The organism is Clostridium sardiniense, from assembly GCF_019753795.1.
Classification (GTDB): domain Bacteria; phylum Bacillota; class Clostridia; order Clostridiales; family Clostridiaceae; genus Clostridium; species Clostridium sardiniense.
This window is the reverse complement of record NZ_JAIKTU010000002.1, coordinates 182,325-208,065: the sequence shown is the minus strand read 5'-3', so window position 1 is coordinate 208,065 and position 25,741 is coordinate 182,325. Positions and strand designations below refer to the sequence as shown.

Annotated in this window: 24 protein-coding genes; 21 read left to right on the top strand and 3 right to left on the bottom strand. The window is 27.1% G+C overall.

Annotation, left to right across the window (positions count from 1 at the left end; all coding sequences use genetic code 11):
• Nucleotides 1–8 precede the first annotated feature (8 nt).
• The 14 genes from mglA to K5V21_RS02700 all read left to right on the top strand — a co-directional run bounded on the left by mglA (nucleotide 9) and on the right by K5V21_RS02700 (nucleotide 15,581).
• Nucleotides 9–1,508 (top strand): galactose/methyl galactoside ABC transporter ATP-binding protein MglA, encoded by a 1,500-nt coding sequence (gene mglA / locus K5V21_RS02765; RefSeq protein WP_221858934.1) that lies wholly within the window; start codon nucleotides 9–11, stop codon nucleotides 1,506–1,508.
• Between the two features lie 16 nt (nucleotides 1,509–1,524).
• On the top strand, nucleotides 1,525–2,547 hold the full coding sequence (mglC, locus tag K5V21_RS02760; RefSeq protein WP_221858933.1) for a galactose/methyl galactoside ABC transporter permease MglC: 1,023 nt from the start codon (nucleotides 1,525–1,527) through the stop codon (nucleotides 2,545–2,547).
• Between the two features lie 13 nt (nucleotides 2,548–2,560).
• Nucleotides 2,561–2,740 (top strand): hypothetical protein, encoded by a 180-nt coding sequence (locus K5V21_RS02755; RefSeq protein ID WP_221858932.1) that lies wholly within the window; start codon nucleotides 2,561–2,563, stop codon nucleotides 2,738–2,740.
• A gap of 263 nt (nucleotides 2,741–3,003) precedes the next feature.
• Nucleotides 3,004–4,605 (top strand): response regulator, encoded by a 1,602-nt coding sequence (locus tag K5V21_RS02750; RefSeq protein ID WP_221858931.1) that lies wholly within the window; start codon nucleotides 3,004–3,006, stop codon nucleotides 4,603–4,605.
• A gap of 13 nt (nucleotides 4,606–4,618) precedes the next feature.
• Entirely contained in the window at nucleotides 4,619–6,418 is a 1,800-nt protein-coding gene (locus K5V21_RS02745; RefSeq protein WP_221858930.1) for a sensor histidine kinase, read from the top strand.
• Nucleotides 6,415–7,389, top strand: a complete 975-nt coding sequence (locus tag K5V21_RS02740) for a substrate-binding domain-containing protein (RefSeq protein ID WP_221858929.1) — start codon at nucleotides 6,415–6,417, stop codon at nucleotides 7,387–7,389. Before K5V21_RS02745 ends, K5V21_RS02740 begins: the two co-directional genes overlap by 4 nt.
• Nucleotides 7,390–7,414: 25 nt before the next feature.
• Nucleotides 7,415–8,470, top strand: a complete 1,056-nt coding sequence (locus tag K5V21_RS02735) for a galactose ABC transporter substrate-binding protein (RefSeq protein ID WP_221858928.1) — start codon at nucleotides 7,415–7,417, stop codon at nucleotides 8,468–8,470.
• Between the two features lie 108 nt (nucleotides 8,471–8,578).
• Nucleotides 8,579–9,064: an LURP-one-related/scramblase family protein gene (locus K5V21_RS02730; RefSeq protein WP_221858927.1), complete on the top strand. Its 486-nt coding sequence runs from the start codon at nucleotides 8,579–8,581 to the stop codon at nucleotides 9,062–9,064.
• A 63-nt stretch (nucleotides 9,065–9,127) separates the two neighbouring features.
• Complete coding sequence (locus tag K5V21_RS02725) at nucleotides 9,128–9,598, top strand: GNAT family N-acetyltransferase (protein ID WP_221858926.1); 471 nt, start codon at nucleotides 9,128–9,130, stop codon at nucleotides 9,596–9,598.
• Between the two features lie 245 nt (nucleotides 9,599–9,843).
• A complete protein-coding gene (locus K5V21_RS02720) occupies nucleotides 9,844–10,395 on the top strand; it encodes an ECF transporter S component (protein ID WP_221858925.1) in 552 nt (183 codons plus the stop codon).
• Nucleotides 10,396–10,715: 320 nt separating this feature from the next.
• Nucleotides 10,716–12,068: a sucrose-specific PTS transporter subunit IIBC gene (locus K5V21_RS02715; RefSeq protein WP_221858923.1), complete on the top strand. Its 1,353-nt coding sequence runs from the start codon at nucleotides 10,716–10,718 to the stop codon at nucleotides 12,066–12,068.
• Nucleotides 12,069–12,146: 78 nt separating this feature from the next.
• Complete coding sequence (locus K5V21_RS02710) at nucleotides 12,147–13,127, top strand: LacI family DNA-binding transcriptional regulator (RefSeq protein ID WP_221858921.1); 981 nt, start codon at nucleotides 12,147–12,149, stop codon at nucleotides 13,125–13,127.
• Between the two features lie 65 nt (nucleotides 13,128–13,192).
• Nucleotides 13,193–14,653: a glycoside hydrolase family 32 protein gene (locus K5V21_RS02705; RefSeq protein ID WP_221858919.1), complete on the top strand. Its 1,461-nt coding sequence runs from the start codon at nucleotides 13,193–13,195 to the stop codon at nucleotides 14,651–14,653.
• Nucleotides 14,646–15,581, top strand: coding sequence for a carbohydrate kinase family protein (locus K5V21_RS02700; RefSeq protein ID WP_221858918.1), 936 nt, complete (start codon nucleotides 14,646–14,648; stop codon nucleotides 15,579–15,581). The genes K5V21_RS02705 and K5V21_RS02700 overlap by 8 nt, the downstream gene beginning before the upstream one ends.
• 130 nt (nucleotides 15,582–15,711) lie before the next feature.
• Here the strand turns inward: K5V21_RS02700 and nagZ are convergent, their stop codons facing one another.
• Nucleotides 15,712–16,926 carry a beta-N-acetylhexosaminidase gene (gene nagZ / locus K5V21_RS02695; protein ID WP_221858916.1) on the bottom strand — a complete coding sequence of 405 codons (1,215 nt, stop codon included), beginning with the start codon at nucleotides 16,924–16,926 and terminating at the stop codon, nucleotides 15,712–15,714.
• 249 nt (nucleotides 16,927–17,175) lie between these two features.
• On the opposite strand from nagZ, the gene K5V21_RS02690 reads away from it, so the two are divergent.
• Nucleotides 17,176–17,736 carry a hypothetical protein gene (locus K5V21_RS02690; protein WP_221858914.1) on the top strand — a complete coding sequence of 187 codons (561 nt, stop codon included), beginning with the start codon at nucleotides 17,176–17,178 and terminating at the stop codon, nucleotides 17,734–17,736.
• Between the two features lie 126 nt (nucleotides 17,737–17,862).
• Here K5V21_RS02690 and K5V21_RS02685 read toward each other — a convergent pair whose 3' ends face one another.
• Nucleotides 17,863–18,072, bottom strand: coding sequence for a cold-shock protein (locus tag K5V21_RS02685; protein WP_204595355.1), 210 nt, complete (start codon nucleotides 18,070–18,072; stop codon nucleotides 17,863–17,865).
• A gap of 412 nt (nucleotides 18,073–18,484) precedes the next feature.
• Here K5V21_RS02685 and K5V21_RS02680 point away from each other — a divergent pair, with 412 nt between their 5' ends.
• Both K5V21_RS02680 and msrB read left to right on the top strand, forming a co-directional pair.
• Entirely contained in the window at nucleotides 18,485–20,386 is a 1,902-nt protein-coding gene (locus tag K5V21_RS02680) for a sensor histidine kinase (protein WP_221858912.1), read from the top strand.
• 203 nt (nucleotides 20,387–20,589) lie between these two features.
• Nucleotides 20,590–21,054 (top strand): peptide-methionine (R)-S-oxide reductase MsrB, encoded by a 465-nt coding sequence (msrB, locus tag K5V21_RS02675; RefSeq protein WP_204595357.1) that lies wholly within the window; start codon nucleotides 20,590–20,592, stop codon nucleotides 21,052–21,054.
• A gap of 203 nt (nucleotides 21,055–21,257) precedes the next feature.
• Here msrB and K5V21_RS02670 read toward each other — a convergent pair whose 3' ends face one another.
• The gene (locus K5V21_RS02670; protein ID WP_221858910.1) at nucleotides 21,258–22,100 is read right to left on the bottom strand and encodes a patatin-like phospholipase family protein; all 843 of its coding nucleotides are present in this window, start codon (nucleotides 22,098–22,100) and stop codon (nucleotides 21,258–21,260) included.
• A gap of 198 nt (nucleotides 22,101–22,298) precedes the next feature.
• Here K5V21_RS02670 and K5V21_RS02665 point away from each other — a divergent pair, with 198 nt between their 5' ends.
• From K5V21_RS02665 to K5V21_RS02650, 4 genes are all read left to right on the top strand, one after another.
• Nucleotides 22,299–22,907: a hypothetical protein gene (locus K5V21_RS02665; RefSeq protein ID WP_221859179.1), complete on the top strand. Its 609-nt coding sequence runs from the start codon at nucleotides 22,299–22,301 to the stop codon at nucleotides 22,905–22,907.
• Nucleotides 22,908–23,098: 191 nt separating this feature from the next.
• The gene (locus K5V21_RS02660; RefSeq protein ID WP_221858908.1) at nucleotides 23,099–24,034 is read left to right on the top strand and encodes an ABC transporter permease; all 936 of its coding nucleotides are present in this window, start codon (nucleotides 23,099–23,101) and stop codon (nucleotides 24,032–24,034) included.
• Nucleotides 24,034–24,987 (top strand): iron chelate uptake ABC transporter family permease subunit, encoded by a 954-nt coding sequence (locus K5V21_RS02655; RefSeq protein ID WP_221859177.1) that lies wholly within the window; start codon nucleotides 24,034–24,036, stop codon nucleotides 24,985–24,987. The genes K5V21_RS02660 and K5V21_RS02655 overlap by 1 nt, the downstream gene beginning before the upstream one ends.
• Entirely contained in the window at nucleotides 24,984–25,739 is a 756-nt protein-coding gene (locus tag K5V21_RS02650) for an iron ABC transporter ATP-binding protein (RefSeq protein WP_204595360.1), read from the top strand. The genes K5V21_RS02655 and K5V21_RS02650 overlap by 4 nt, the downstream gene beginning before the upstream one ends.
• The last annotated feature ends 2 nt before the right edge of the window (nucleotides 25,740–25,741 follow it).

The window sequence follows — 25,741 nt, the reverse complement described above, 5'->3', positions numbered from 1 at the left end:
CGAAGGTTATGGAAAAATTTAAATATGTATTAGAGATGAATAATATATCTAAAAGCTTCCCAGGGGTAAAAGCACTAGATGGTGTTCAGCTTAAAGTTCGTCCTGGAACGGTACATGCTTTAATGGGTGAAAATGGAGCAGGTAAATCAACTTTAATGAAATGTCTATTTGGAGTTTATATAGAAGATGAGGGAGAAATTTTAATTGAAGGGCAAAAATGTAAATTTTCTAATCCTAAACAAGCTATGGAAAATGGAGTATCAATGGTACACCAAGAGTTAAATCAAGTATTACAAAGAGATGTTATGGATAATATTTGGCTTGGAAGATATCCAAGTAATAAAGGAATTATAAGTCAGAAAATAATGTTCGAGGAGACTAAAAAAATCTTCGATGAATTAGATATAGATGTAAATCCAAAAGTTAAGATGGCAAAACTATCTGTTTCACAAAGGCAGATGGTTGAAATTGCAAAAGCTGCATCATATAATGCAAAAATATTAGTTCTTGATGAGCCTACATCATCATTAACTCAAGAGGAAGTTAATCATCTATTTAAAATAATTAATAAGTTAAGAGATAAAGGATGCGGAATAATTTATATATCACATAAGATGGAAGAAATACTTCAGATATCTGATGATGTAACCATTATGCGTGATGGAAAATGGATTGATACAATACCTTCAAAAGGTTTAACCACAGATAAGATAATAAAGCTTATGGTTGGACGTGATTTAACAAATCGTTTTCCACCAAAAACAAATAAGCCTGGTGAGATGATATTAGAAGTTAAAAATCTTACAGGATCAAGTAATCAATCAGTAAAAGATGTTTCTTTTGAGTTAAGAAAAGGAGAAATTCTTGGAGTTGCAGGACTGGTTGGGTCTAAGAGAACAGAGTTACTTGAAACTATCTTTGGAATTGAATCACATAGTGCGGGCGAAATAAAATTACACGGAAAAAGTGTAAATAATAAAAATTCAAGAACCGCTATAAAAAATGGTTTTGCATTACTAACAGAGGAACGTAGAGCAACAGGGATTTTTGGAGGCCTTGATATAAAATTTAATACCATGATTGCTAATATAGATAATTATAGTAAGGGTGGAGTATTAGATAATAAAAAAATGGTAGAAGATACTAAGTGGGTTATTGACAGTATGAAAGTTAAGACACCTAATCAAAAGACACAAATTAAGAATTTGTCAGGAGGTAATCAGCAAAAAGTAATAATAGGTAGATGGTTATTAACAAATCCAGAGGTATTACTTTTAGATGAGCCTACAAGAGGAATTGATGTTGGTGCAAAATATGAGATATATCAATTAATAATAGATTTAGCTAATAAGGAGAAGGGGATTATTGTTGTTTCTTCTGAAATGCCAGAGCTTCTTGGAATATGTGACAGAATTCTTGTAATGTCAAATGGTAGATTAGCAGGAATAGAAGATACAAGTAAACTTAATCAAGAAAAAATTATGGAATTGGCTGCTAAATATATTTAAAACTTAGGGGGATAGTATGGAAAAGGTAAAAATGAATAAAGAACAAGTAAGTAAGTTTATGGTAAACTATGCGCTATACATAGTGCTAGCAATGATGATAGTTTTCTTTGTAATAAAAGAACCATCATTCCTTTCATTTAAAAACTTAACTAATATTTTAAGTCAAGCTTCAACGCGTGGTATTCTAGCGCTAGGGGTTGCGGGACTTATAGTATTACAAGGAACTGACCTTTCAGCAGGTCGTATATTAGGATTTACAGCAATAGTTTCAGCATCATTATTACAATCTACAACATATGTATCAAGAATGTATCCAGACCTTCCACAATTACCAGTAATTGTGCCATTAATTGTAGCCATGATAATTGGAGGTATGTTTGGAGCTGTTAATGGATTTGGTGTTGCAAAATTAAAGGTACATGCATTTATAATTACTTTAGGAACGCAACTTATTGCATATGGTGCATCATGTCTTTATATTGATAGACCACCATTAGGAGCGCAACCAGTTGCTAACTTAGACCAAAGATATACAAATTTAGTAACAGGAAATTTAAAGTTAGGACCAATAGAAATTCCATATTTAATTTTTTACTTAGCAATTATTGCATTAATTATGTGGTTTATTTGGAATAAAACAAAACTTGGAAAAAATATGTTTGCTATAGGTGGAAATCCAGAAGCTGCAGCAGTATCTGGCGTAAATTTAGCTAAGAATATTATGATTATATTTATAATATCAGGTATATTATATGGTATTGCAGGGTTCTTAGAAGCTGCAAGAGCTGGTTCTACAACTACTAGTACAGGATTTAACTATGAATTGGATGCTATATCAGCCTGCGTAGTTGGAGGAGTATCATTTACTGGTGGGGTTGGTACAATACCTGGAGTATTAATAGGTACAGTACTTCTTCAAGTTATAAACTATGGATTAAACTTCATAGGAGTAAATGCTTACTGGCAATTTATAATAAGAGGTTTAATTATAATAGTAGCAGTTTCACTTGATGTAAGAAAATATCTTGCTAAAAAGTAATAGGAGAGATATTATGGAGAACAATAATATAGAACAAGAGATTTTAGAAAAAGAAAATAATGAACCTAAAAGAAATATTAGAGATAGCTTATATGGAAAGATAGATGTATCATTGAAAAATATGGATAGATTTATTACTGTATTATTAGTTATGTTAGGTTTAGCTATAACTTTAGGAATTGTTATTAAATAAAAATATAGTGGATATTAATAGGATTGATGGAAAAAAACTTAAGTTTTATTCTATCAATCCTTTTTAAATTTTAAATTTAAAAGATATAATTATAGTAAATTGTTTTGAATTACTATATATTATTGGAAAATACATAATTAATATTTATTTTTATTATAAAATAAGAATAAAATGTTGAATAACAAATAATATGATGAGATAATCTATTATAAGGTATAAATTACATTAAAATGAAAAGGGTATAAATAATGGGAGAAAAGGGTATGGATTTATATAAGGTTTTAATAGTCGATGATGAAGAAGAGATTCGTCAAGGGATTATAAGAAAAATAGATTGGGAAAAGTATGGTTTTATAGTTGTAGGTGATGCTGAAAATGGTAAAGATGCATTAGAGAAAACAGAGAGATTACAGCCAGATATAATTATGACAGATATAAAAATGCCGTTTATGGATGGATTAGAATTAGGAGAAAAAATAAAAGATAGTCTTCCATCTACAAAAATTATAATTTTTTCAGGATCAGATGAATTAGAATATGCGCATAAAGCCATAAAAATAAATGTAGTAGATTATGTTTTGAAGCCAATAAACTCTAATGAGCTAATTGAAGTGTTAAAATCATTAAAAGATAAAATAGATAAAGAGTATGATGAAAAAAAGAATGTAGAGAAACTTTATGAGTATTATAAAGAAAGTTTACCTATTTTAAAGGAGAAATTCTTAGTAGGAACAATAGAAGGAAGAATAAGAAGTGAATCATTAAAAAAGGAAGCTAAGGAACTTGGAATAGAGTTTAGTTTTCCTTTTGTTTCTGTAGGAGTAATAAATACTGATAGCATAAAAGAAAAAATAGATGAAGAAGAATTAAAAGAAGAATTAATAAATATATCAATAAAACAAATATTAGACGAAGTAATGATAGATTACTGTAACTGTATAAGTTTTATATACTCAGGAACTATAGTTGTAATAGGCAATTTAAAGAGTGAGGAAGAGATATTAAAGTTTATAAAGGGATTAAATGAAGTATGCAAAACATCAGAGCGTATAATTGGAAAAAGAGTTTCAGCTGGAGTTGGACAAGTAACTAGTGATTATTCCGAAATGAGATTCTCTTATAAGATGGCAAGAAATGCTCTTCATTATAGAATTGTACTGGGAAGAGGGAAAGCCATATATATAGATGATGTAGAGCCAGATAATTCAGTTCAATTACAATTTGATGAGAATGATGAGAGAGAGCTACTTAATTCTATTAAAATAAAAGGAGCTAAAGAAATAAGGGAAACCGTACATAGACTATTTATAAGAGTAAAGAAATCTTTATTACCATTTAATCAATATAAAATTTATTTAATACAAATTACGACATCATTATTAAAGGTGACACAGGCTTATAATTTAAGTGTAGATGAAGTTTTTGGAGAAAATTTTAATTGCTATAGTCATTTAGATAACTTTGATTCAATAGATGATATAGAGGAATGGTTTATAGAAAGGTCTATAAAAATAAATTATCTAATAAAAAGAGAGAGGTTAGACTCATCAAAATTGCTTGTGGATAAAGCAAAAAGATATATTGATAGAAATTATAGTGATAGTGATATGTCTGTAGAAAAGGTTTGCAAAAATTTACATGTTAGTCCAACCTATTTTTCTACAATATTTAAAAAAGAAACTGGAACTAGTTTTATAAATTATTTAACAACTGTGAGATTAGAGGTTGCAGTAAATTTGTTAAATACAACAGACTATAAATCGTATGTTATAGCTGAAAAGGTTGGATATCTAGAGCCAAATTATTTTAGTTACGTATTTAAGAAAAAATTTGGAGTATCTCCATCAAAATATAGGAATAGTTAAGTAGGTAAACTATATGAGATTAAATAGTTTAAAGTTAAACAATTTCTATAAAAATAAAAGTATAAAGTATATAATATCTATTTCATTTACTATAATTGCAGTTGCTGGAATGATTGCGCTTGGACAAGTATTATATATTAAATTTGTAAATATAAATGAAAGTATTATATCAAAAAATAATAAATCTATAGTAAATCAAGTAAATTTAAACCTTGATAGTTATTTAAGGAATATTATGAGAATATCAGATGGGGTCTATTACAATATCATAAAAAAATCTAATTTATCTTCTGATAATATAAGTAGAGATATGGAACTTATCTATGATACAAATAAAGATTTTTTAGTTAGTATAACATTATTTTCGGAGTATGGGGAGGTAATAGCTGGCTACCCAATGAAGGAATTAAAATCTTCAGTAGACCCAAGGGAGAGTGAATGGTTTTCTAGTGCTGTAAATAAAAAGGGAAATTTACATTTTTCTACGCCACATGTACAGAATTTATTCGAAGATCCAAGTTATAAATATAGATGGGTAGTATCTTCAAGTAGAGCGGTTGAACTTACTTCTAATGGAGAAATAAGTCAAGGAGTACTTCTAGTTGATATGAATTTTAGTGGTATAGAACAAATTTTTAAAAATATAGATATTAGTAAATCAGGATATATGTATTTAACTGATGGAAAGGGAGAAATTATATACCATCCAAGGCAACAACTGATATATTCAGATTTAATAAAAGAAAATAATAAAATGGCAGCAGAATATGAAGATGGAACTTTCACGGAAGTTTTTGATAGAGAAAAAAGGTTAGTAACGGTTAAGAGTGTTGGATATACCGGATGGAAGATAGTAGCTGTAACTCCTATGTCAGATATAACGGCAAACTATAGCCATATGAGAATATTTATTATATTCAGCATATTTTTTGGAATATTCATCTTAACTATAATTAATATATTAGTATCATCAAAAATTGCAAATCCAATTAAGAATTTAGAAAATAAAGTTAAGGATTTTGAGGAAGGCGCTTTAAATATTGATTTTTCAACTGAAGGGACATATGAAGTTAGACATCTAGGAGAAGCAATAAATTCTATGGTATCACAAGTTAATGCATTAATGAAAAATATAGTAATAGAACAGGAATCGAAAAGAAAAAGTGAGTTAGATGCACTACAAGCTCAAATAAATCCACATTTCTTATACAATACATTAGATTCTATTATATGGATGATAGAAAGTGAAAAGTATGATGGCGCAATAACTATGGTTACTGCTCTAGCAAGGTTTTTTAGAATAAGTCTAAGTAAAGGAAAAAATGTTATAACGCTAAAAGATGAACTAGAGCATGTGAGAAATTATTTAACAATACAAAATATACGTTACAAAAATAAGTTTAGCTATAAGATAGAGGCTGAAGATTCAATTTTAAATTTATCTTGTATAAAACTTATAGTACAACCATTAGTTGAAAATGCTATATATCACGGCATGGATTATATGGATGGAGATGGAGAGATATTTATAAAAGCATATAGTATAAATGAAGATGTGTATATTGATGTTATAGATAATGGACTTGGAATGACTGAAGAGGTAGTAGAGTCTTTATTAAAGGAAAATAAAAAAATAAAAGGAAATGGTTCAGGAGTAGGACTTAGAAATGTTAATGAAAGGATTAAATTATATTTTGGAGAGGAGTATGGATTGGAGGTATATAGTGAGCCTGATGAAGGAACAACTATTAGAATTCATATAAAGGCTTTAGAATATGGTGACTATTATAATATGGAGGATAAAAATAAATGAAATTAAAGAGAAGGAATATATTATTTTTAATCTTTTTTATATTAATTATTTTTTTTATTATAATAGTTTTCAAATATTTAAATACAGAAGATGATAAAAATCCTATTTATAAGATGGCCTATATAAGCAAAGATGATAATTTAACATTTATAAGTGAAGGGATTAATCAGGCATCAAAGGATATGAATGTAGAAGTAGAGATCTATAGAATTACAAAAGAAAACAAAATAGAGGAGCAAAATAAATTACTAGAAAAATGTATAAATGATGATATAGATGCCATAATCATATCACCTGTAGATTATGAGAAAATTTTGGAAGCAATAAATAAGCATAATTATAGTGGACCTGTTATATTAATGGATTTCAAAATTGATTTAAAAAAGAAGTTATCATATATATCATGTAATGATTACGATATAGGTAAAAGTTTGGCAGAAGAGATAATTCAAAGAGGAAATACAAGTGAGAATTTTGTTATATTAGAAAATGAAGAAGAATTTGAGACTTTAGAAGAAATAAATAAAGGATTTATTGAAGAAGTAAATAACACAAAGAATAAATATAAGTATGTAAAAATAAGTGAAGATGAGAATAAGCAGTATAGTGAAATATTAAAATATATAGAAGCTAATAAAGTAGATGTAATTGTGAGTTTTGATTCAGAAATACTTGAGTGTATAGCAAAGATAAAAAAAGATTTATATATGGAAAATAAAAGGGATAATAGTGATTTTGAGGTTTATGGAGTGGGATTAACTAATAAAATACTATCATATGTAGAAGAAAATATAATAGATGCAGTTGCAGTAAAAAATGAATTTAATTTAGGGTATTTGAGTGTGAAAATGGCCGTAAATAAATTGAAAAATAATAAGGTAAAAGAGAAAGATATAGATTTTTCTATTGTAAACAAGAGAAATATGTATTCAGAGAGAAATGAGAAGTTGCTTTTTCCTTTTGTTAAATAATAAAGGTAGTTTGGAGAGTGGAACCATGAAATCTTGGTTAAAAACTTTATCAACCATAGTGTTATTAGTTAGCTCTAATACATTTATTGGATGCAAGGAAAAAACTACAAATGAAGAGATAAAAGAAATAAAAATTGGGGTTAGCGTGTATGAAGGAACAGATATTTTTATTTCTAGTATAGTAGATAATTTAGAAGAATTAGTAAAGGAGAAGGGGGAAGAAGGAGAGTATAAATTTACATTAACTGTAGAAGATGCAAAATGTGATCAATACAATCAAAATGAACAAGTAGATAAATTTATAAATCAAAATTATGATGTAATGTGTATCAATCTTGTTGATAGAAGGTCAGCTTCATCTATTATTAATAGGGCCAAAAACTCAGATATTCCAGTAGTATTTTTTAATCGTGAACCTGTAGAAGAAGATATGAATATGTGGGATAAGGTATATTATATAGGAACACAAGCTGAACAATCTGGAATAATGCAAGCTGATATTGTATTAGAAAAGTATAATAAAAATAAGAAAAGTGTAGATAAAAATAATGATGGGAAAATACAGTATTTAATGTTAGAAGGTGAGGAATATCATCAAGATGCGTTAATAAGAACTGAGTATTGTATAAAGAGGCTTTCAGAAGGTGACATTAAGGTTGAGAAACTTGAAAGCTATATAGCTGATTGGAACAGAATAAAAGCCAAGGGGAAAACAGAAAGTTGGATAAAAAAGTATGCAGGTAAAATTGAGGTTATATTTAGCAATAATGATGAGATGGCCTTAGGTGCAATAGATGCCTTTAAAAATTTAAATTTAACTAGCAATATGCCTGTAGTAGTTGGTGTAGATGGGATAGAAGCAGCTATGAAGTGTATTAAAGAGGGATATTTAACTGGCACTGTATTAAGTGATGCTAATTCGCAAGCAGAAAAAATTTTTGATATTTCATATATGTTAGCTACATATGAAGGAACAGAAGAAGATAAAATGATTCTAAATAGAAAGTATATTAGAGATTCTCATGAAATAGTAACAAAGGATAATGTTGATATATTTATAGATGAAGTTATTAATAATTAAAATATATTAGAGAGATATATATGGTATAAAAAGTAGTATAGCTTATAAAGTATTTAATATTTTTATAGTTATAAGGAGTGATATTTTTTAATATAAAGGGAGTGGAGTATGAGAAGATTTTATATAAAAGAAAGATTATTTGCTATGGGAGCAAAATTTGATGTTTATGATGAGCATGATAATGAGGTCTATTTAGTTGAAGCGGATAAATTTGATATAGGAAAAAATATATCTGTATATTCCCCTAATAAGGATGTGAAGTATGTATATTTAGAGCAAAAAATTAGAATTGGTGCTCACAAATATGAACTATATAATGGAGTAGGTAATAGTATAGGAGTTCTTGAAAAAGAATTGATGATTCCTGAATATAGAGCTTCAGGAAAGATTGGAGACATAGAATTAAAAGGTTTGGGAATCTTAGGAAGAAGCTATGATATTATAAAAAATGGTATTTCAATTGGAAAGTTTTATAAAGAATTGACCTTTGGAAGAGATAGATACATTTTAGAAATTAATGATGAAAGTATAAATGAAATATTAATAGGTTTTGTAGTAGTTATAGATATGGTTAGGTTCCATAATAAAGGTTAAATTTCATAATAATAAATAAATATAAAATCTCATAGTAAATAAATGTTTAAGGTGATAAGTTATATGTGTAGTGATAAGTTAAATATAAAGATAGAACATGCTAAAGCTGAAGAAGTACCAGTTGATTTATTATTAGTTGCAGACCCATCAATTGATGCAATAAATAAGTATATAAACAAATCCAAAGTAATAGTAGCTAAAATAGAGAATTACATAGTAGGAGTTATAGCATTCTTAGAAAAAGAGAATAGTGTATATGAGATAATGAATTTAGCTGTAGATGAGGATTATAGAAGAAGAGGCTTTGCCAAAAGATTAATTATAAAAGCAGAAGAGTATATAAAGAGACTAGGTGGAATTAGAATATTAATAGGTACTGGTAATTCATCCATAAACCAAATAAAATTATATAAAAATATGGGCTTTATAATAACCGATATAAAAAAGAACTTTTTTATAGATAATTATAAAGAAGAGATATATGAAAATAATATACAGTGTAGAGATATGATAATATTAGAAAAGCTATTGTGATTATTGAGGATAGGTGTAAAAAACTATCCTTTTTATTTTGAGATATTTTTAATAAATAATAAATTTTATTTATAACTTAATACTAATAAGAATAAAAAGCATAAAACTATTTAAAATATTTATTAAGTTATAAGGTTTAAAGAAATACTCTAGTAAGTGTTAATAGAAGTTTATAAATTATTTAGTAGTGAATTCATATGTTAGATATATCATTTATCTATATTAATATAAGGAGATAGATGTATATGCAAAATGTACATAGTGGTGAAGATTCTAGAATAAAGATGCTTGTATTAACAGGGCTTATGATAGCGCTTGTTTTTATTTCTGGAAGTATTATAAGAATACCTACTTTAAATGGATTTATGCAACCTGGAGATTGTATGGTTCTATTATCAGCAGTTCTTTTAGGTAAAAAATATGGAACAGCAGCTGGAGCTATTGGTATGGCTTTAGTTGATATATTAGGTGGATATATTATATGGGCTCCGTTTACATTTATAATAAAGGGTCTTATGGTATTAACAGTAGCTATATTAATAGAGAGAGCTAAGAAGAAAAACTTTAATACTTACTTAGTTGCTTTTATAGTTGCGGGATTAGTAGATATTATAGGATATTTTATAGGTAATGCAATAATGGGAGGACTTATAATGGGAGCTTCAAATGGATTTATAGGAAGTATTATATATGCAACTATGCATATTCCAGGAGATGCAGCACAAGTAGTTCTAGGGATAGTAATAGCTCTTCCGTTAGCAAAGGTTGTTAATAAGGCAAAAGAAATAATGGATTAGACGATTTAAGATAGTAACCTAAAAAATAATAACTTACAAAAAAAAGATGTACTTATTTAAAAGTACATCTTTTTTATTAGTAAAAATACATATGAAACTAATACCATAATAATTATGTAAAGGTTTTATAAAAATATATAAATAATAAAATAAATTCAACTATATTAGATATAATTTTAATAAATGTGTTATATGTAATTAATTTTATAAAATTATATATATAATTATGATATAATGATATTTTTTATAATTGACAGAATATATATGGAACTGGTACCATAAAAACATCAAAAAGAGATTTCGATTAGGAGGTATTGAAAATGAGTAAAGAGCAAGTAGTTGCAAGGGAAATTTTAAAATACATTGGTGGAAAAGATAATATTAAATCTATGGAACACTGTGCTACAAGATTACGTCTTATATTAAAAGATAAAAGCTTAATTGATGAGAAAGCAATTGAAAATATTGATGGAGTAAAGGGACAATTTTTTGCAGCAGCACAATATCAAATAATTTTAGGGACAGGCTTTGTAAATAAAGTATATGCAGCAATGTCAGGAGAAGGTATTGATACTGGAAATGTTAAAGAAGATGCATATAGTAATATGACATTACCACAAAAAATATCTCGTACTTTAGGTGATATTTTTGTACCTATAATACCGGTTCTTGTAGCAACTGGATTATTCATGGGTCTTAGAGGGCTATTAGTAAATTTAGGAGTAGAATTAAATCCTACATTTAATACACTTACAGAGGTTTTAACTGATACAGCATTTATATTCTTACCAGCATTAGTTGCATGGTCAACAATGAAAAAGTTTGGAGGTACACCGGTAGTTGGTATAGTACTTGGACTTATGCTTGTAGCACCACAGCTTCCAAATGCTTGGCAAGTAGCAGGTGGAGCAGATCCAATATATATTTCATTACTAGGACTTAGCATTCCAATAGTTGGATATCAAGGCTCAGTTCTTCCAGCATTAGTACTTGGAATAATAGCTGCAAAGCTTGAGAAAACAATTAGAAAGTTTATGCCAGATGTATTAGATTTAATAGTAACGCCATTTTTAACTTTATTAGTTTCAATGTTACTTGGATTACTTGTAGTTGGGCCTATAATGCATACAAGTGAGGTATACATTTTAGAGTTATTTAAGATGTTCTTAGGTTTACCACTTGGTATTGGTGGTGCAATAATTGGTGGAGTTCATCAAGTTATAGTAGTATCAGGAGTTCATCATATATTTAACGCATTAGAAGTTGAACTTATATCAGGTACAGGATTAAATCCATTTAATGCTGTAATAACTGGAGCAATAGTAGCGCAAGGAGCAGCAGCACTTGCAGTTGGACTTAAGACAAGAGATAAAAAGAAACGTTCACTATATATTTCATCAGCAATTCCAGCATTCTTAGGAATTACTGAAGCTGCAATATTTGGTGTTAATTTAAGATTTATAAAACCATTTATATTTGCATGTATAGGTGGAGCAGCATCTGGAATGTTCGCTTCAATAATACAATTAGCAGGAACAGGAATGGGAATAACAGCATTACCTGGAACTCTTTTATATGTAAATTCAAATTTAATCGGATATTTAATAACAAATGCAATTGGAATAGTTGTAGCATTTTTATTAACATATATTTTCTTTAAGCCTCAAGAGTAGTGTATTTAAACTCGTGAATAATGGTATAATTATTAAAGCTAATAGCATGGAAAATATACCTTTATTTAGGAGGAGAAAATGAAAGTAACAATACAAGATATCGCTAACATGGTGGGAGTATCAAAAAGCACTGTATCAAGATATTTAAATGGAGGCTATGTAAGTGGTGAAAATGTTAATAAAATAAAAGAGGCAATTGAAAAAACAGGCTTTGAAACAAATTTCTTTGCAAAGAGATTAAAAGCCAAAAAGAGTAAATTAATAGGAATAATAATGCCTAGAATAGATTCATTTACAGCAGGAAAAACATTAAATGGAATAAATAAAAAGCTAGAGGAACATGGGTATCAAGGCATTATTCTAACTAGTGAATTAAATAGAGAAAAAGAATTAAGTCATATAAAGAAGTTATATCAGCAAGGGGTAGATGGGATTATAATAATGTCCTTTGAGATTGCAAAAGAACATGTAAAAATAGCAAATCAACTACCTATACCTGTTATGTTTTCAGGTCAAAAATCTGAATATTTAAACTATATAACTTTAGATGATGAGAAGATAGGAAGATTACTTGGAGAATATATAAAAAAGCAAGGACACAAAAAGATTGTGTTTTTAGGAGTAAGTGAAAAGGATAAGTCTGTTGGAGTTTTAAGAAAAAAAGGATTTTATGAAGTATTTGAAGGAGAAGATTATAGATTAAACTTTGTTGAAACAGACTTCTCATTTAATAAAGCATATGAATCAGGAGATAAAGTTTTGGAATATAATCCAACAGCAGTTGTTTGTGCAACTGATAATATAGCACTTGGACTTATGAGATTTCTTTTAGAGAGAGGGATCAAAATACCTGATGATATATCGATTGCAGGATTTGGAGGCTATGATGTTGGTGCAATAACTTATCCATCACTTACTACTGTAAAAATTGATTATAAACTGTTTGGTGAAAAGACCGCAGATAGAATTTTAAATCTAATAGATGAAGAAAAATTAGATGAAATAGATGATGTTCCTTTAGAACTTATAGTAAGAGAAAGTGTAAAGAGAATAGATTAGATGGATAAAATTTTATTTTGATATATGTAATTTCACCAATCACATTTTTGGAGGGTGAAATTATAGTGAAATTTAGGAGCAGTAGTGAGATAAATAAGGATTGTATAGAGTATTATAAAGAACAAAAGAATAAATGGAGAAATAATTTTCACTTTGAGGCACCATTTGGACTTATTAATGATCCAAATGGATTAAGCTATTACAATGGGGAATATTATATATTTTTTCAATGGAATCCATATGGATGCGAGCATAAATATAAGCACTGGGGGTATGTAACTACAAAAAATTTTAAAAAGTTTAGTATCCCTAAAGTAGCTATATCACCTACTGATTGGTATGATAAGGATGGATGTTATTCAGGTAGTGCCATTGTAAGAGATGGAAACTTAGAACTTTTATATACAGGAAATGTTAAAGATGAAAATAACAATAGAGAATCATATCAGTGTAGAGCGGTCTTATCAAAAGGCGGGAAGATAGAAAAGCTTGGTCCTATAATAAAAGAAATTCCAAAAGGATATACGGCACATTTTAGAGATCCATATGTATGGGAGAAGAATGGTAAGTATTATAGTATATTTGGAATACAAAATAAAGAATTAAAAGGCAGAGTATTACTTTATAGCTCAGAGGATTTTGATACATGGAAACTTGAAGGTGAAATTAAAACTAATTATGATAATTTTGGCTATATGTGGGAATGTCCATCTTTATTTGAACTAGATGGGAAGGACATATTTGTAGTATCTCCACAAGGTCTTAAGGCTGAAGAATTTAAATATCAAAATATATATCAATCAGGATATATGATTGGAAAATTAGATTATGAAAGTTTAGAATTTAAACATGGAGAGTTTAAAGAATTAGACATGGGCTTTGATTTCTATGCACCGCAGGTTTTTAAAGATAATATGGGAAGAACTATTCTAATAGGATGGATGGGATTACCTGAAACTGAAAATGTACACCCAAGTAAGGAGTGTGGATGGATACATTCATTAACTATGCCAAGAGAATTATCTTTAAAAGATAATAGAATTTATCAAAATCCAATTGAAGAGATTAAGAATTTAAGAGAAGAAAATGTATTTAATTTATCTGATATACAAACTGATTATATAGAATATAATGATTTACTATCTAATAGTTATGAATTAAAGTTAGATGTAGATAAAAATACAGCTTCAGATATAGAGATTAGATTTATGGCATCAGATGAAGAGTATGCAGTTTTTAAATATAATTTTAATGAAGAGATATGTATTATAGATAGAAGCAACATGTTATTTGGAGATAAGAGTTCTCGTAAATTTAAATTAAAAGGAAAAAATAATTTAAAAATAGATATGTTTGTTGATGAATCAGCAGTAGAAATATATCTACAAGATGGAATGGAAGTAGCATCCATTAGATTATATCCTAAAGATTTAAGTTATGGTATATCTGTAAAATCAAATGATGGTAAACTTAATATCAACTCAATGAATATTTGGAAGATGGGAGAGGTGGAGTACTGTGAATAAAGTATTTTGTATAGGAGAATTATTAATTGACTTTATTGGTAAAGATATTGGAACAGGATTAAAAAGTGGAGTGAATTTTGAAAAAAAATCAGGTGGCGCACCAGCAAATGTCTCAGCAGCAGTTTGTAAACTTGGTGGAGAAGCTTACTTTTTAGGACAAGTTGGGAATGATTCATTTGGAAGATTCTTAGTAGACATGTTAAAGTCAATAAATATAAATACAGAAATGACTAAAATGGATGGATACACTACTTTAGCCTTCGTTGCTATTGATGAAAGTGGAGAAAGAGACTTTGAATTCCATAGAGGTAGTGATGGAGAATATTCATTTGATAATATAGACTTAGAAAAAATCAGTAATAGTGATATTATACATTTTGGTTCAGCAACAGGTTTTTTAGATGGAGAACTAAAAAATACTTACTTTAAATTATTAGATTACGCAAAAGAAAATAATATATTTATTTCATTTGATCCAAACTACAGAGATATGCTAATTACTAATGACAAATTAGATGAATTTATTGAAGATTGCAAAAAGTTTATAAAACAATCAGATTTTATAAAAGTTAGCGATGAAGAAATTAAATTAATAACTACTGAAGAAGATTTAAGAGAAGGTGTTAAGAAGTTACACGATTTTGGAGCTAAAGTTGTTGCTGTAACTTTAGGTGGAGAAGGAACTCTTATAAGTGATGGAGTTAATATGGAAGTAATTCCATCAATTAATATAAAACAAGTAGACTCTACAGGTGCTGGAGATGCTTTTGTTGGTGGAGTTCTTAAGAAGTTATCTGAAATAGAATACAAAAAAGAAATAAATTTTGATGAATGGAAAGAAATAATATTCTATGGAAATAAAGTTGGAGCTATAACTTGCACTAATTATGGAGCTATTGATTCTATACCAACAGAAAAAGAATTATAATATGAATAAAGGAACTGTCTAAAAATAGTCAGTTCCTTAATTTAGTTTTGAAGCATATTCTTTTTATTAGATAGATGATTTACTATATATTAGTAGTATACTTTAATATGATTTACTAAATAGTATTAAGCTAATATTTCTTATTTAATACATCAGTAATTGATTTATTAATCTCATTAACATCAACAGAATTGATTTTATTATCTGTTAGTTTATATTTTTCTTTTAATGAAAGTACTCTATATACACTTTCATCAATTCTATCTTCTGTAATAACTTTATCTGAGACAGCCTTCTTTATAGAGTTAATTGCTGTTTGGATATTTTCATATTTATGACAGACTAATACTATATCTGCACCAGCATTAATTGCTTTAACGCTAGCATTGCCTATGTTATAATTTTCCATAATAGCACCCATAGTCATGTCATCGGTTATGACTACTCCATCAAATCCTATATCTTTTCTAAGAAGGTCAGTAATTATATTATAAGAAAGAGTGGCAGGATATTTTGGATCTAATTTAGGTAATAATATATGAGCAACCATAACAGCATCAGCACCTTTATCAATTGCAGATTTAAAAGGAGCAAGTTCAAAATCATTGAGCCTTTTTAAATCGCAATTTACTACTGGAAGTCCTATATGTGAATCTACAGAAGTATCTCCATGTCCTGGGAAATGTTTAACTACTGGGATAACATTTTGAGATTTAATTCCTTCCATTGTTCGAGTGCCAAGTCTTGTAACTATATCTTTATTATCTCCAAAAGATCTTATGCCAATTACAGGATTATTAGGATTACTATTAATATCAAGTACAGGTGCATAATCCATATTTATTCCAAATGCATTAAGCTCTTTTCCTAAAGTTTTTCCTATATTATAGCTGAAATCTTCATTATTAATTTTACCTATATAAGAATTAGACGGAAGCTTTTTTATTTCATTAGGCATTCTAGTAACAGTTCCGCCTTCTTCATCTGCTGATATAAAAAGTGGTGCGATGTTCCCCTTATTAAGTGACTTTAAAGTATTTATAAGTTTAAGTAGTTGATTAGAATTTTCTACATTTCTTTGAAATAATATAAATCCACCTAAATGATTTTCTTTTATTAAATTTTCAGTATTTGAATCAACTGTATATCCATTAAAACCACCAATTATTAGCTGACCTATTTTTTCATCTAATGACATAGTGGTTATTTTATCTTTTATGGCATCTACTTTATTCATTGTTATATTAGCCTCCTCTGGACTTTCTTTAAAGTAAGTATAAAAGAATATACATGAAAATGAAAATACAGTGATTAACGAAATTATAAATAAACTAAATCTTTTCATATTCCTCCAGTCTTAAAGATTATAAATCTCTAAATGTAAATAAACATAACATTATGATTATTACCAAATTAACAATAGTTTAAAAATTTTCGTGGAAAATATATTAATGAATAAATTTATGATAAAGGAAAGTGTATACAATTAAAACATATACTTATATTTATATTATAGATTTTATTATTAAACTATGATATACTAACAAAGTTTTTAAATTAATATATAAATTAAAACTAATTAAAGGAGTAAAATATGAATAAAATTATTTTGAAATTATCAGACATAAATATAGAAAAATTTTTAAAAAGATATGAATCAGATCTTAAATTTATATATAAATCACTTAAAGATGAAAAATTAATAGACTTAATTGACATAGTAAACTTAAATGATTTTAAAATAGATAATAAAATAAAAAAAGAATTAGATGAAAGTGGTTTAATAGAGCTTTTAAAAAAAGAAGAGTATGGACTATTTTTAATGGTGGGAGGAGTATGTGATGAAAATGTTACATATTTTAGATTTATTGATGGAATTCAATATAGAATAGCACCAGGTGAATGTTATGAAGAATCATGTGAAAATTTTCATGATTATAAATGTGAAGAAAAGCTTATTAAAACAGGTGAAATGGAGTTTTCTATAGAATGTTCTTATGGAATAGTTTTATATATTAAAGAGGAAAAGCTAAATTTAATTATAGTTGAATTAGTTGAAGATGATTATAACAATTATAATGTAAGAATGATAAATAAAAGTGGTGATTTTGGAAAAATTACAAGAAAATATATAGATACTAATATTAACCACTAATATAAAAATTTAAATGTATAATAGACATACTTAAGGTTAAAATAATAGTGTAGTCAATGAAGAATCTGTAGGTTCGGATACCTTGACTATGGGACACTACCATAAATTAGGTAGTGTCTTTTGTTTTTATATTTTTTGAACGTTTATAGCCATAGGACCTTTCTGTCCTTCTGTTATATCAAATGAGACGCTCTCTCCTTCATGAAGGTCTTTATTATTACCCTCTTCTTTAACATTTGAATAATGAATAAAAACATCATTACCATCATCACATGAAATAAATCCATATCCTTTTTCTTGATTGAACCATTTCACAATACCTGTTGTACTAGCCATAAAAATCTCTCCTTAAGTTGAATTTCCTAAATAGTATTTGCCAATTTTATAAATTTTACACATTAATAGATAATAATCTTAAAAATATTTAAGAAAATGAAAAAATATGTTTTTAATGTTAATATTTTGATATATAATATACGAAAAGATACAATAAATAATAAAGTTCTCAGTACCTCTAAAATTTATAATAAATATATTTTAGAAGTGCTTTAATAATATATTTATAAGTTTTGAAATATATTTATAAAAACAAATAATAAAATTAAATAATTTTATAAAAAATATATAGCATAATACAAAAAAGTAGTAAAGTGTTGTATTAAATTAAAACAGATAATATAATTTAAGTATAATATGTAAAATATATACTTAAAAGCGTGGGGAAGAATCGTATAAAAAGGAGAATCTTATGGGGAATAAGTGGAGGGAAATACTAGATACAGTATCAATGAAATATTTTTACTGTAAAGTTTTAAGTAATAAGGATAATAAAGGCTTTAATGTTGTAGTAGAGGAGACGAACTATGATGCTAAATATATAATAAATAAAAGTTTCAATGAACTACTAGAAGAAGAGGGAAGTAATCTGATATTATATAACAAAGATTTTTGGAATGATATAATCAGTATAGTAATGATATATGAAGAGTTTAAAACAGACGGTATGGATGTTAAAAAAATCAATGATGATCATATAATTTTATGGTGTAAAGAAGAATATATAAAAGAAAATAAAAGGTTAGAAGAAGAATTGAAGGAGCAAAAAAAACTTTTAGATTTATTTATTGATTCTATGCCAGATTTTATATTCTGCAAAGATATCCATGGAAGATATACAAATTGTAATAAAAAATTTTCGGAGTATATTGGAAAAAACAAGGTGGATATAATAGGAAAATCAGATTTAGAACTTTATGATAAAGAAAAAGCAAGTTGGTTTAGACACACGGATAATGAAGTTATTGAGTCTAAAGCAAGAAAAGTATATATAGATGAAATAGAGTTAACAGATGGAACTAGGTATATTGAAGAAACTATTAAAGTTCCATATTTTGATAAAAACAATCAAATTTCAGGTGTCATAGGAGCCACAAGAGATATATCATATAAAAAGGCTGTTGAAGATACATTGATAACTAATGAAAGAATACTATTTAGTATTCTTAATCATCTTGATGATGTTGTTATTATTAAAGATAAAAATAAAACTATATTTGTTAATGATGCCTTTGAGAAGCTTTATGGTGTAAGCTGTAATGAATTATATAATTCAGATGAATTTTTAGTTGCACCTAATAATATACATCCTGAAGATAAGAATTTATTTAATAATATAAATTACGATGAGCCCTTCGATGAAGTTGCAAGAATAATTAGAAATGACAATGAAGTTAGATGGGCTTGGTTTAGAAGTCATCCGTTAAAGGATGAATGCAATAATACTTTAAGACGAATTATTGTTATAAATGATATTACTAATAAAAAAGAAGAGCAAAGTGAGTTGGATAAGTTAAGAGAAGAGTTTTTTGCAAATATATCCCATGAATTTAAAACTCCTATAAATTTAATATTTACTTCTTTACAACTTTTAGATTTAAAGATAAAAAACTCAAATATTGAAGATAAGAGCGATTATATACAATATGTTAATGCTTGTAATAAAAATACTTTTAGAATGATAAAACTTATAAATAATTTAATAGACAGCATAAAAATAGAAGAAGGATTCTTTAGATATAATCCTATTATGACAGATATAGTTGGTTTTGTTGAAAGTATATGTGAAAGAGCTAATGATTTTGGATTTACAAAGTCCATAGAAATTATTTTTGATACAGAAATTGAAGAAAAGTTAGCATTTTTTGATAAAGAACACATGGAGAGAATAATTTTAAATATTTTATCTAATGCTATAAAATTTAGTTCTTCTAAAGGAAAAATAGAAGTTTATTTATGTTGCAATAACAATATGTTAGAGATTAGAATAAAAGATAATGGAGTAGGAATATCAAAAGATAATTTAGAAGTTATTTTTGATAGATTTAAAATGATAAATAATAGAATGACAAAAATAAGTGAAGGTTGTGGCATTGGACTTTATATTGCAAAATCTCTAGCAAAAATGCATGGAGGGGATATACAAATCTATAGTATATTAGGAGTTGGTACAGAAGTAGTAGTGAGTATACCTTATATAGAAGAGAATATGCATGGAGTAAGTGAGTGTGCAATGACTAGAATGGGCAGTAATGTAGATTATGTTCAACTTGATAGAATGAAAGTTGAATTTTCAGATATATATATATATTAGTATTAGACAGATATTTGAGGTATGTATTAAGATATTTAATATATACCTTAATTTTTTATTTTAATAATACATAAATTAGTTCTCTTAAAATTTATAATTAAGAAATAAAAAATACATTAAATAAAGTTATAACTATATAAATATAGGTTAAAATAAGGTCATAGACTATAATTAAGTATATTAATAATATAAGAGGTAAAAGAATGAGTAAGTATGAAAAACTAAGTGAAGAACAATTAAAAAGAGAACTATCAGATTTGCAATATAAAATAACTCAAGAAGATGCTACAGAGCCACCATTTGGGAATGATTATTGGGATAACTTTAGAGAAGGAATATATGTAGATATAACAAGTGGTGAACCATTATTTTTATCTACAGATAAATTTGATTCAGGATGCGGGTGGCCAGCTTTTTCTAAGCCGATTACTAAAGATGTAATAAAAGAAAAAAGAGATATTAGTTTTAATATGGAGAGAATAGAGGTTAGAAGTAAAAATTCTGATTCTCATTTAGGACATGTCTTTTGTGATGGACCTAAAGAGCTAGGTGGATTAAGATATTGTATAAATTCAGGGTCATTAAAATTTATAAGAAAAGAAGATATGGAAGCCGAAGGATATGGTGAATATATTGAGTTATTAGAAAATGAAACAATTAAAAAATAAAGTTAAGGACAGATTATTATATTTATCTGTCCTTAATTTTTATTAAATGATTTTTTATTATTTATTAGCAATGTGTGAGAATTATTTATAAAACCATTATGATTAAAGAATTATCTAATATACATGATGATTCTTTAGCAAATAATTATAAAATAAGAGGGAGTAGAGTATAATTCACTCTTATTTTATAACTATGTAAAGTATTAACCAAATAAGTTCTTTATATCATCTAATCTCTCAGTAGCCATGTTATAACCATTTGTGTAAGCTTTCTTTAAAATTTTAACGTCTTTTTCAAAACTATCTATAGCTTGTTCTTCAGTAGGTCTTAATATTATTGCTTTACCTTGTCTTTCTAGTTCTTCACAGAATCTAACTGTTTCATTATACATTTCATGACGTGTAAGAAAAGCATTCTTTAGATTAGAGTACTTTCTTCCAACTAATTTTGCAGCTAATTTATTTCCACGACCAAGTTTTTTTCTGTAACTTTTAGGTCTTGTTAGTATAATTAGATGTTTATCATTTCCATCTTCAATAGCTTTTTTTACTGGAATTGGATCACAAAGACCACCATCATAATAAGAATTATTATTTATTTTTATAGCAGGAAAGAAAAGTGGAATAGCACAAGTGGCTCTAAGCATTGTATTTTTACTATCTATTTTTTTCCCGTCTAAATATTCGGTTTTACCACTTTCAGCATTGGTTACACCAACTAGAATTTTACCATTATAATTTGTAAGAGCTTCTGTATCGTAGGGATATAGTTTATTTGGTATTTCATCAAATACAAAATCTAATCCAAATAGACTTTTACATTTTAAAAAGTTCCTAAAACTTATATATCTTTTATCGTTTCTATGATGCTCCATTATTTCAAGGTTTCTTCCTTTTTGATTAGAAAAATATGAAAATCCATTGGTTATTCCAGCAGAAACTCCAATACAATATGGAAAGATAATATTATTGTCTAAAAGGGCATCCATTATTCCAGCACTAAAGATTGGTCTAAATGTTCCCCCCTCTAATATCAAACTAGGCATAAATCCTCCTTATAAAATAAAAAATTATTAAATGTTATATAAAAATTATATAACTTAAGATTAGAAATCGCAAACAGTTAACATAATGTTATCAAATTTTAAAAATAGAATTAATAAGATAAGAAATAGTGTATAATATAGAAAATAAAATAAGGTAGGTAAATTATGAGTATAGATACTAATGAAAATATAATTGAAATTAAAGATGGTGTAGATTTTGAAAATTTAGATGGAATAGAAATATTAAAAAGTATATATAATAAAGAACTAAACTGTAAGAAGAATATATTAGAATGTATTGAAAAATCAAAAGAACTTAAAAATGAAAACATATCTGATGAAAAGCGTCAAGGAGCATATAATATTATTTATAAGAGTATAGAAGAGATGGGAAGCATAGTTAAGCCTAATACTATTATGTTTTTAAAAAACAAGCTAAAGGGTGAACTTGGAAAGTATGTTATTAATAAGGATCCAAAAGAAACTAACCATTTTATAACTTTCTTCAAGGAAGCATATCCTGTAAATAATAGACGTAAGGATTTTACATGGGTATTGATGAACATAAATAAGATTACAGATGAACAGATTTGGACTACACTTACTTATATTAATAGATGTATATTAAAAGATAGGAGGAAATTAGACTTAGAAGAAAAAAGAGACATATTAAAAATGACTGAGTTACTTGTAAGTAGAAATAATTTAAAGTATATAAATCAAGTCAAAAGTTTAGAGAAACTTCTTACAGTATTAAATATAAAAATAGTTTTAAACAAAGATAGATTTAAGGTGAAAAGTAAATAATATTATCTAACTAAAAGCTAGGATATTTATAATATCTTAGCTTTTATATTTAGTAAAAATATCTAAACAGTATATAATATTAAATATTTTTTAATAAAAGATAAACAAATTGTTGACAGAAAAATGTTCCTATTATATTATATAGATGTTGAGTGATAAAGATTATCATTTGCGATGAGAAAGGTGATTTTATGAAAAAAGTATATTTAATTATAGGTATATTTATACTGTCGTTAGTTTCATTATTTATTGGAGTAGCCGATATAAATATATTTAGTATGGGAAAAGAGGAATTAAATATTCTACTAATAAGCAGAGTTCCTAGACTTATTAGTATTCTAGTAGCGGGATGTGGCATGAGCATTTGTGGGGTGATAATGCAACAAATAAGTAATAATAAATTTGTCTCACCAACAACAGCAGCTACTATAGATTCAGCAAAACTTGGAGTATTATTTTCAATAATAGTATTCCAATCAGCAAGTATGATGCAAAAGATGGTATTAGCATTTATCTTTTCTTTACTTGGAACATTCATATTTATGACTATATTAAAAAAAGTTAAGGTTAAAAATACTATCTTTATTCCACTAGTAGGAATAATGGTTGGTAATGTTATAGGTTCTATAACTGATTTCTTTGCATTCAAGTTTAATTTAGTGCAAAATATGGGTTCATTCTTACAAGGAAATTTCTCAAGTATTATAAAAGGAAATTATGAAATATTATTTTTAAGTATACCTATGGTTATACTAGCTTTTACATATGTACATAAATTTACATTAGTAGGTATGGGAGAAGAAATGTCTACAAATCTTGGGCTTAATTACAAAAAGGTAACTAATATTGGACTAGCTATAGTAGCGTTAATATCTGCTTTAGTAGTTATTACAGTAGGAAGTATTCCTTTTGTAGGACTTATAGTACCTAACATTGTTTCATTAGTACAAGGTGATAACTTAGCTAAAAATATGCCTATAGTTGCAGCACTTGGATCAATATTCGTACTAGCCTGTGATGTAATTAGCAGAATAGTAATATTTCCTTATGAAGTTCCAATTGATCTTACAGTTGGAGTAATTGGTGGAGTGATATTCCTTTACTTAATACTTAGGAGGAATAAATGATGAAAAGTAATAAGAAAAAATTAATAATATTAGCTTTAGCATCAATAGTCTTTGTAGCACTTTATCTATTTTGGGGACTAAATGGACAAAACTTTGATTATAATTTGAGCAAAAGAATACCTAAGGTTATAGGAATTATAGTGGCAGGTGGATCAATAGCGGTTTCTTCAATACTTTTCCAAACAATCACAAATAATAGAATAATAACACCAAGTATTATAGGTCTAGATGCATTGTATGGACTTGTACAAACTATAGCTGTCTTTATTTTTGGATCAAGCTCTATAATGATGACAAATAATACATTGAACTTTTTAGTTTCAGGTGTACTAATGGTTGGATTTTCATTTGTACTTTTTAACTTGTTATTTAAAAAGGGAAAACAAAATATAATGATTCTTTTATTGGTAGGAACTGTCCTTGGAGGATTATTTAGAAGCATGTCAACCTTTATGCAGGTGCTTATAGACCCTAATGAATATGAGGCACTTCAAAGTAGGTTATTTGCATCATTTAGTTCAATTAATACAAAAATATTATTTATGGCAATTGTGATAATACTTATAATATTTGCATTTCTTTATGATGAGATAAAGAAATTAGATGTTATGTCACTTGGAAGGGATCAAGCCATAAACTTAGGCATTGACTATGATAAGTTAACTAAAAAAATATTAATAATAGTAACAGCATTAGTTGCATTATCTACAGCATTAGTTGGTCCAATAACATTCCTTGGAATATTAGTTGTAAACCTAACTTATCAAATGTTTAATACATTCAAACATAGTCTTTTATTAATTGGAAGTATCTTAATAAGTATTGTAGCACTAGTAAGTGGACAATTCTTAGTAGAAAGAGTATTTACTTTTAACACAACTATAGGAATTATTATTAATTTCATCGGTGGAATTTACTTTATATATCTTTTATTAAAGGAGAGCAGGGTATGATAGAAATAAAGAATTTAGTTAAAGTTTACGGAGATAAAAGAGTTTGTGATGACGTTTCATTTAATATAGAAAAAGGAAAAATAACATCATTTATAGGACCAAATGGAGCAGGTAAAAGTACTGTTTTATCAATGATATCTAGACTTATGGATATGGATGAAGGAGAGGTTTTTATAGAAGGAAAGGAAATTAGAGAGTGGGACTCTAAAGAACTTTCAAAAAAGATATCTATATTAAGACAAAGCAATAATATAAACATCAGATTAACTATAAAGGAACTTGTTTCTTTTGGGAGATTTCCTTATTGTGAAGGAAAGCTTAAAAAGGAAGATGAAAAGTTAGTTGATGATGCCATTGAATATATGAAACTTACTGATATTTCAGATAAATATTTAGATGAATTAAGTGGGGGTCAAAGACAAAGAGCATATATCGCAATGATTATAGCTCAAAATACTGATTATATACTTCTTGATGAACCCTTAAATAATCTAGACATGAAACATTCTGTTGAAATGATGAAGTTACTTAGAAAAATGGTAAATGATTTAGGAAAGACAATAGTTATTGTTTTACATGATATTAATTTTGCATCATGCTACTCAGATAATATAGTGGCACTTAAAGATGGAAAGCTAGCTAAGAATAGTAAATCCGAAGATGTAATTAAGCAGTGTGAGTTATGCAAAATTTATGATATGGACTTTAATGTAACAGAAATAAATAATCAAAGAATATGTGTATATTTTTAGGA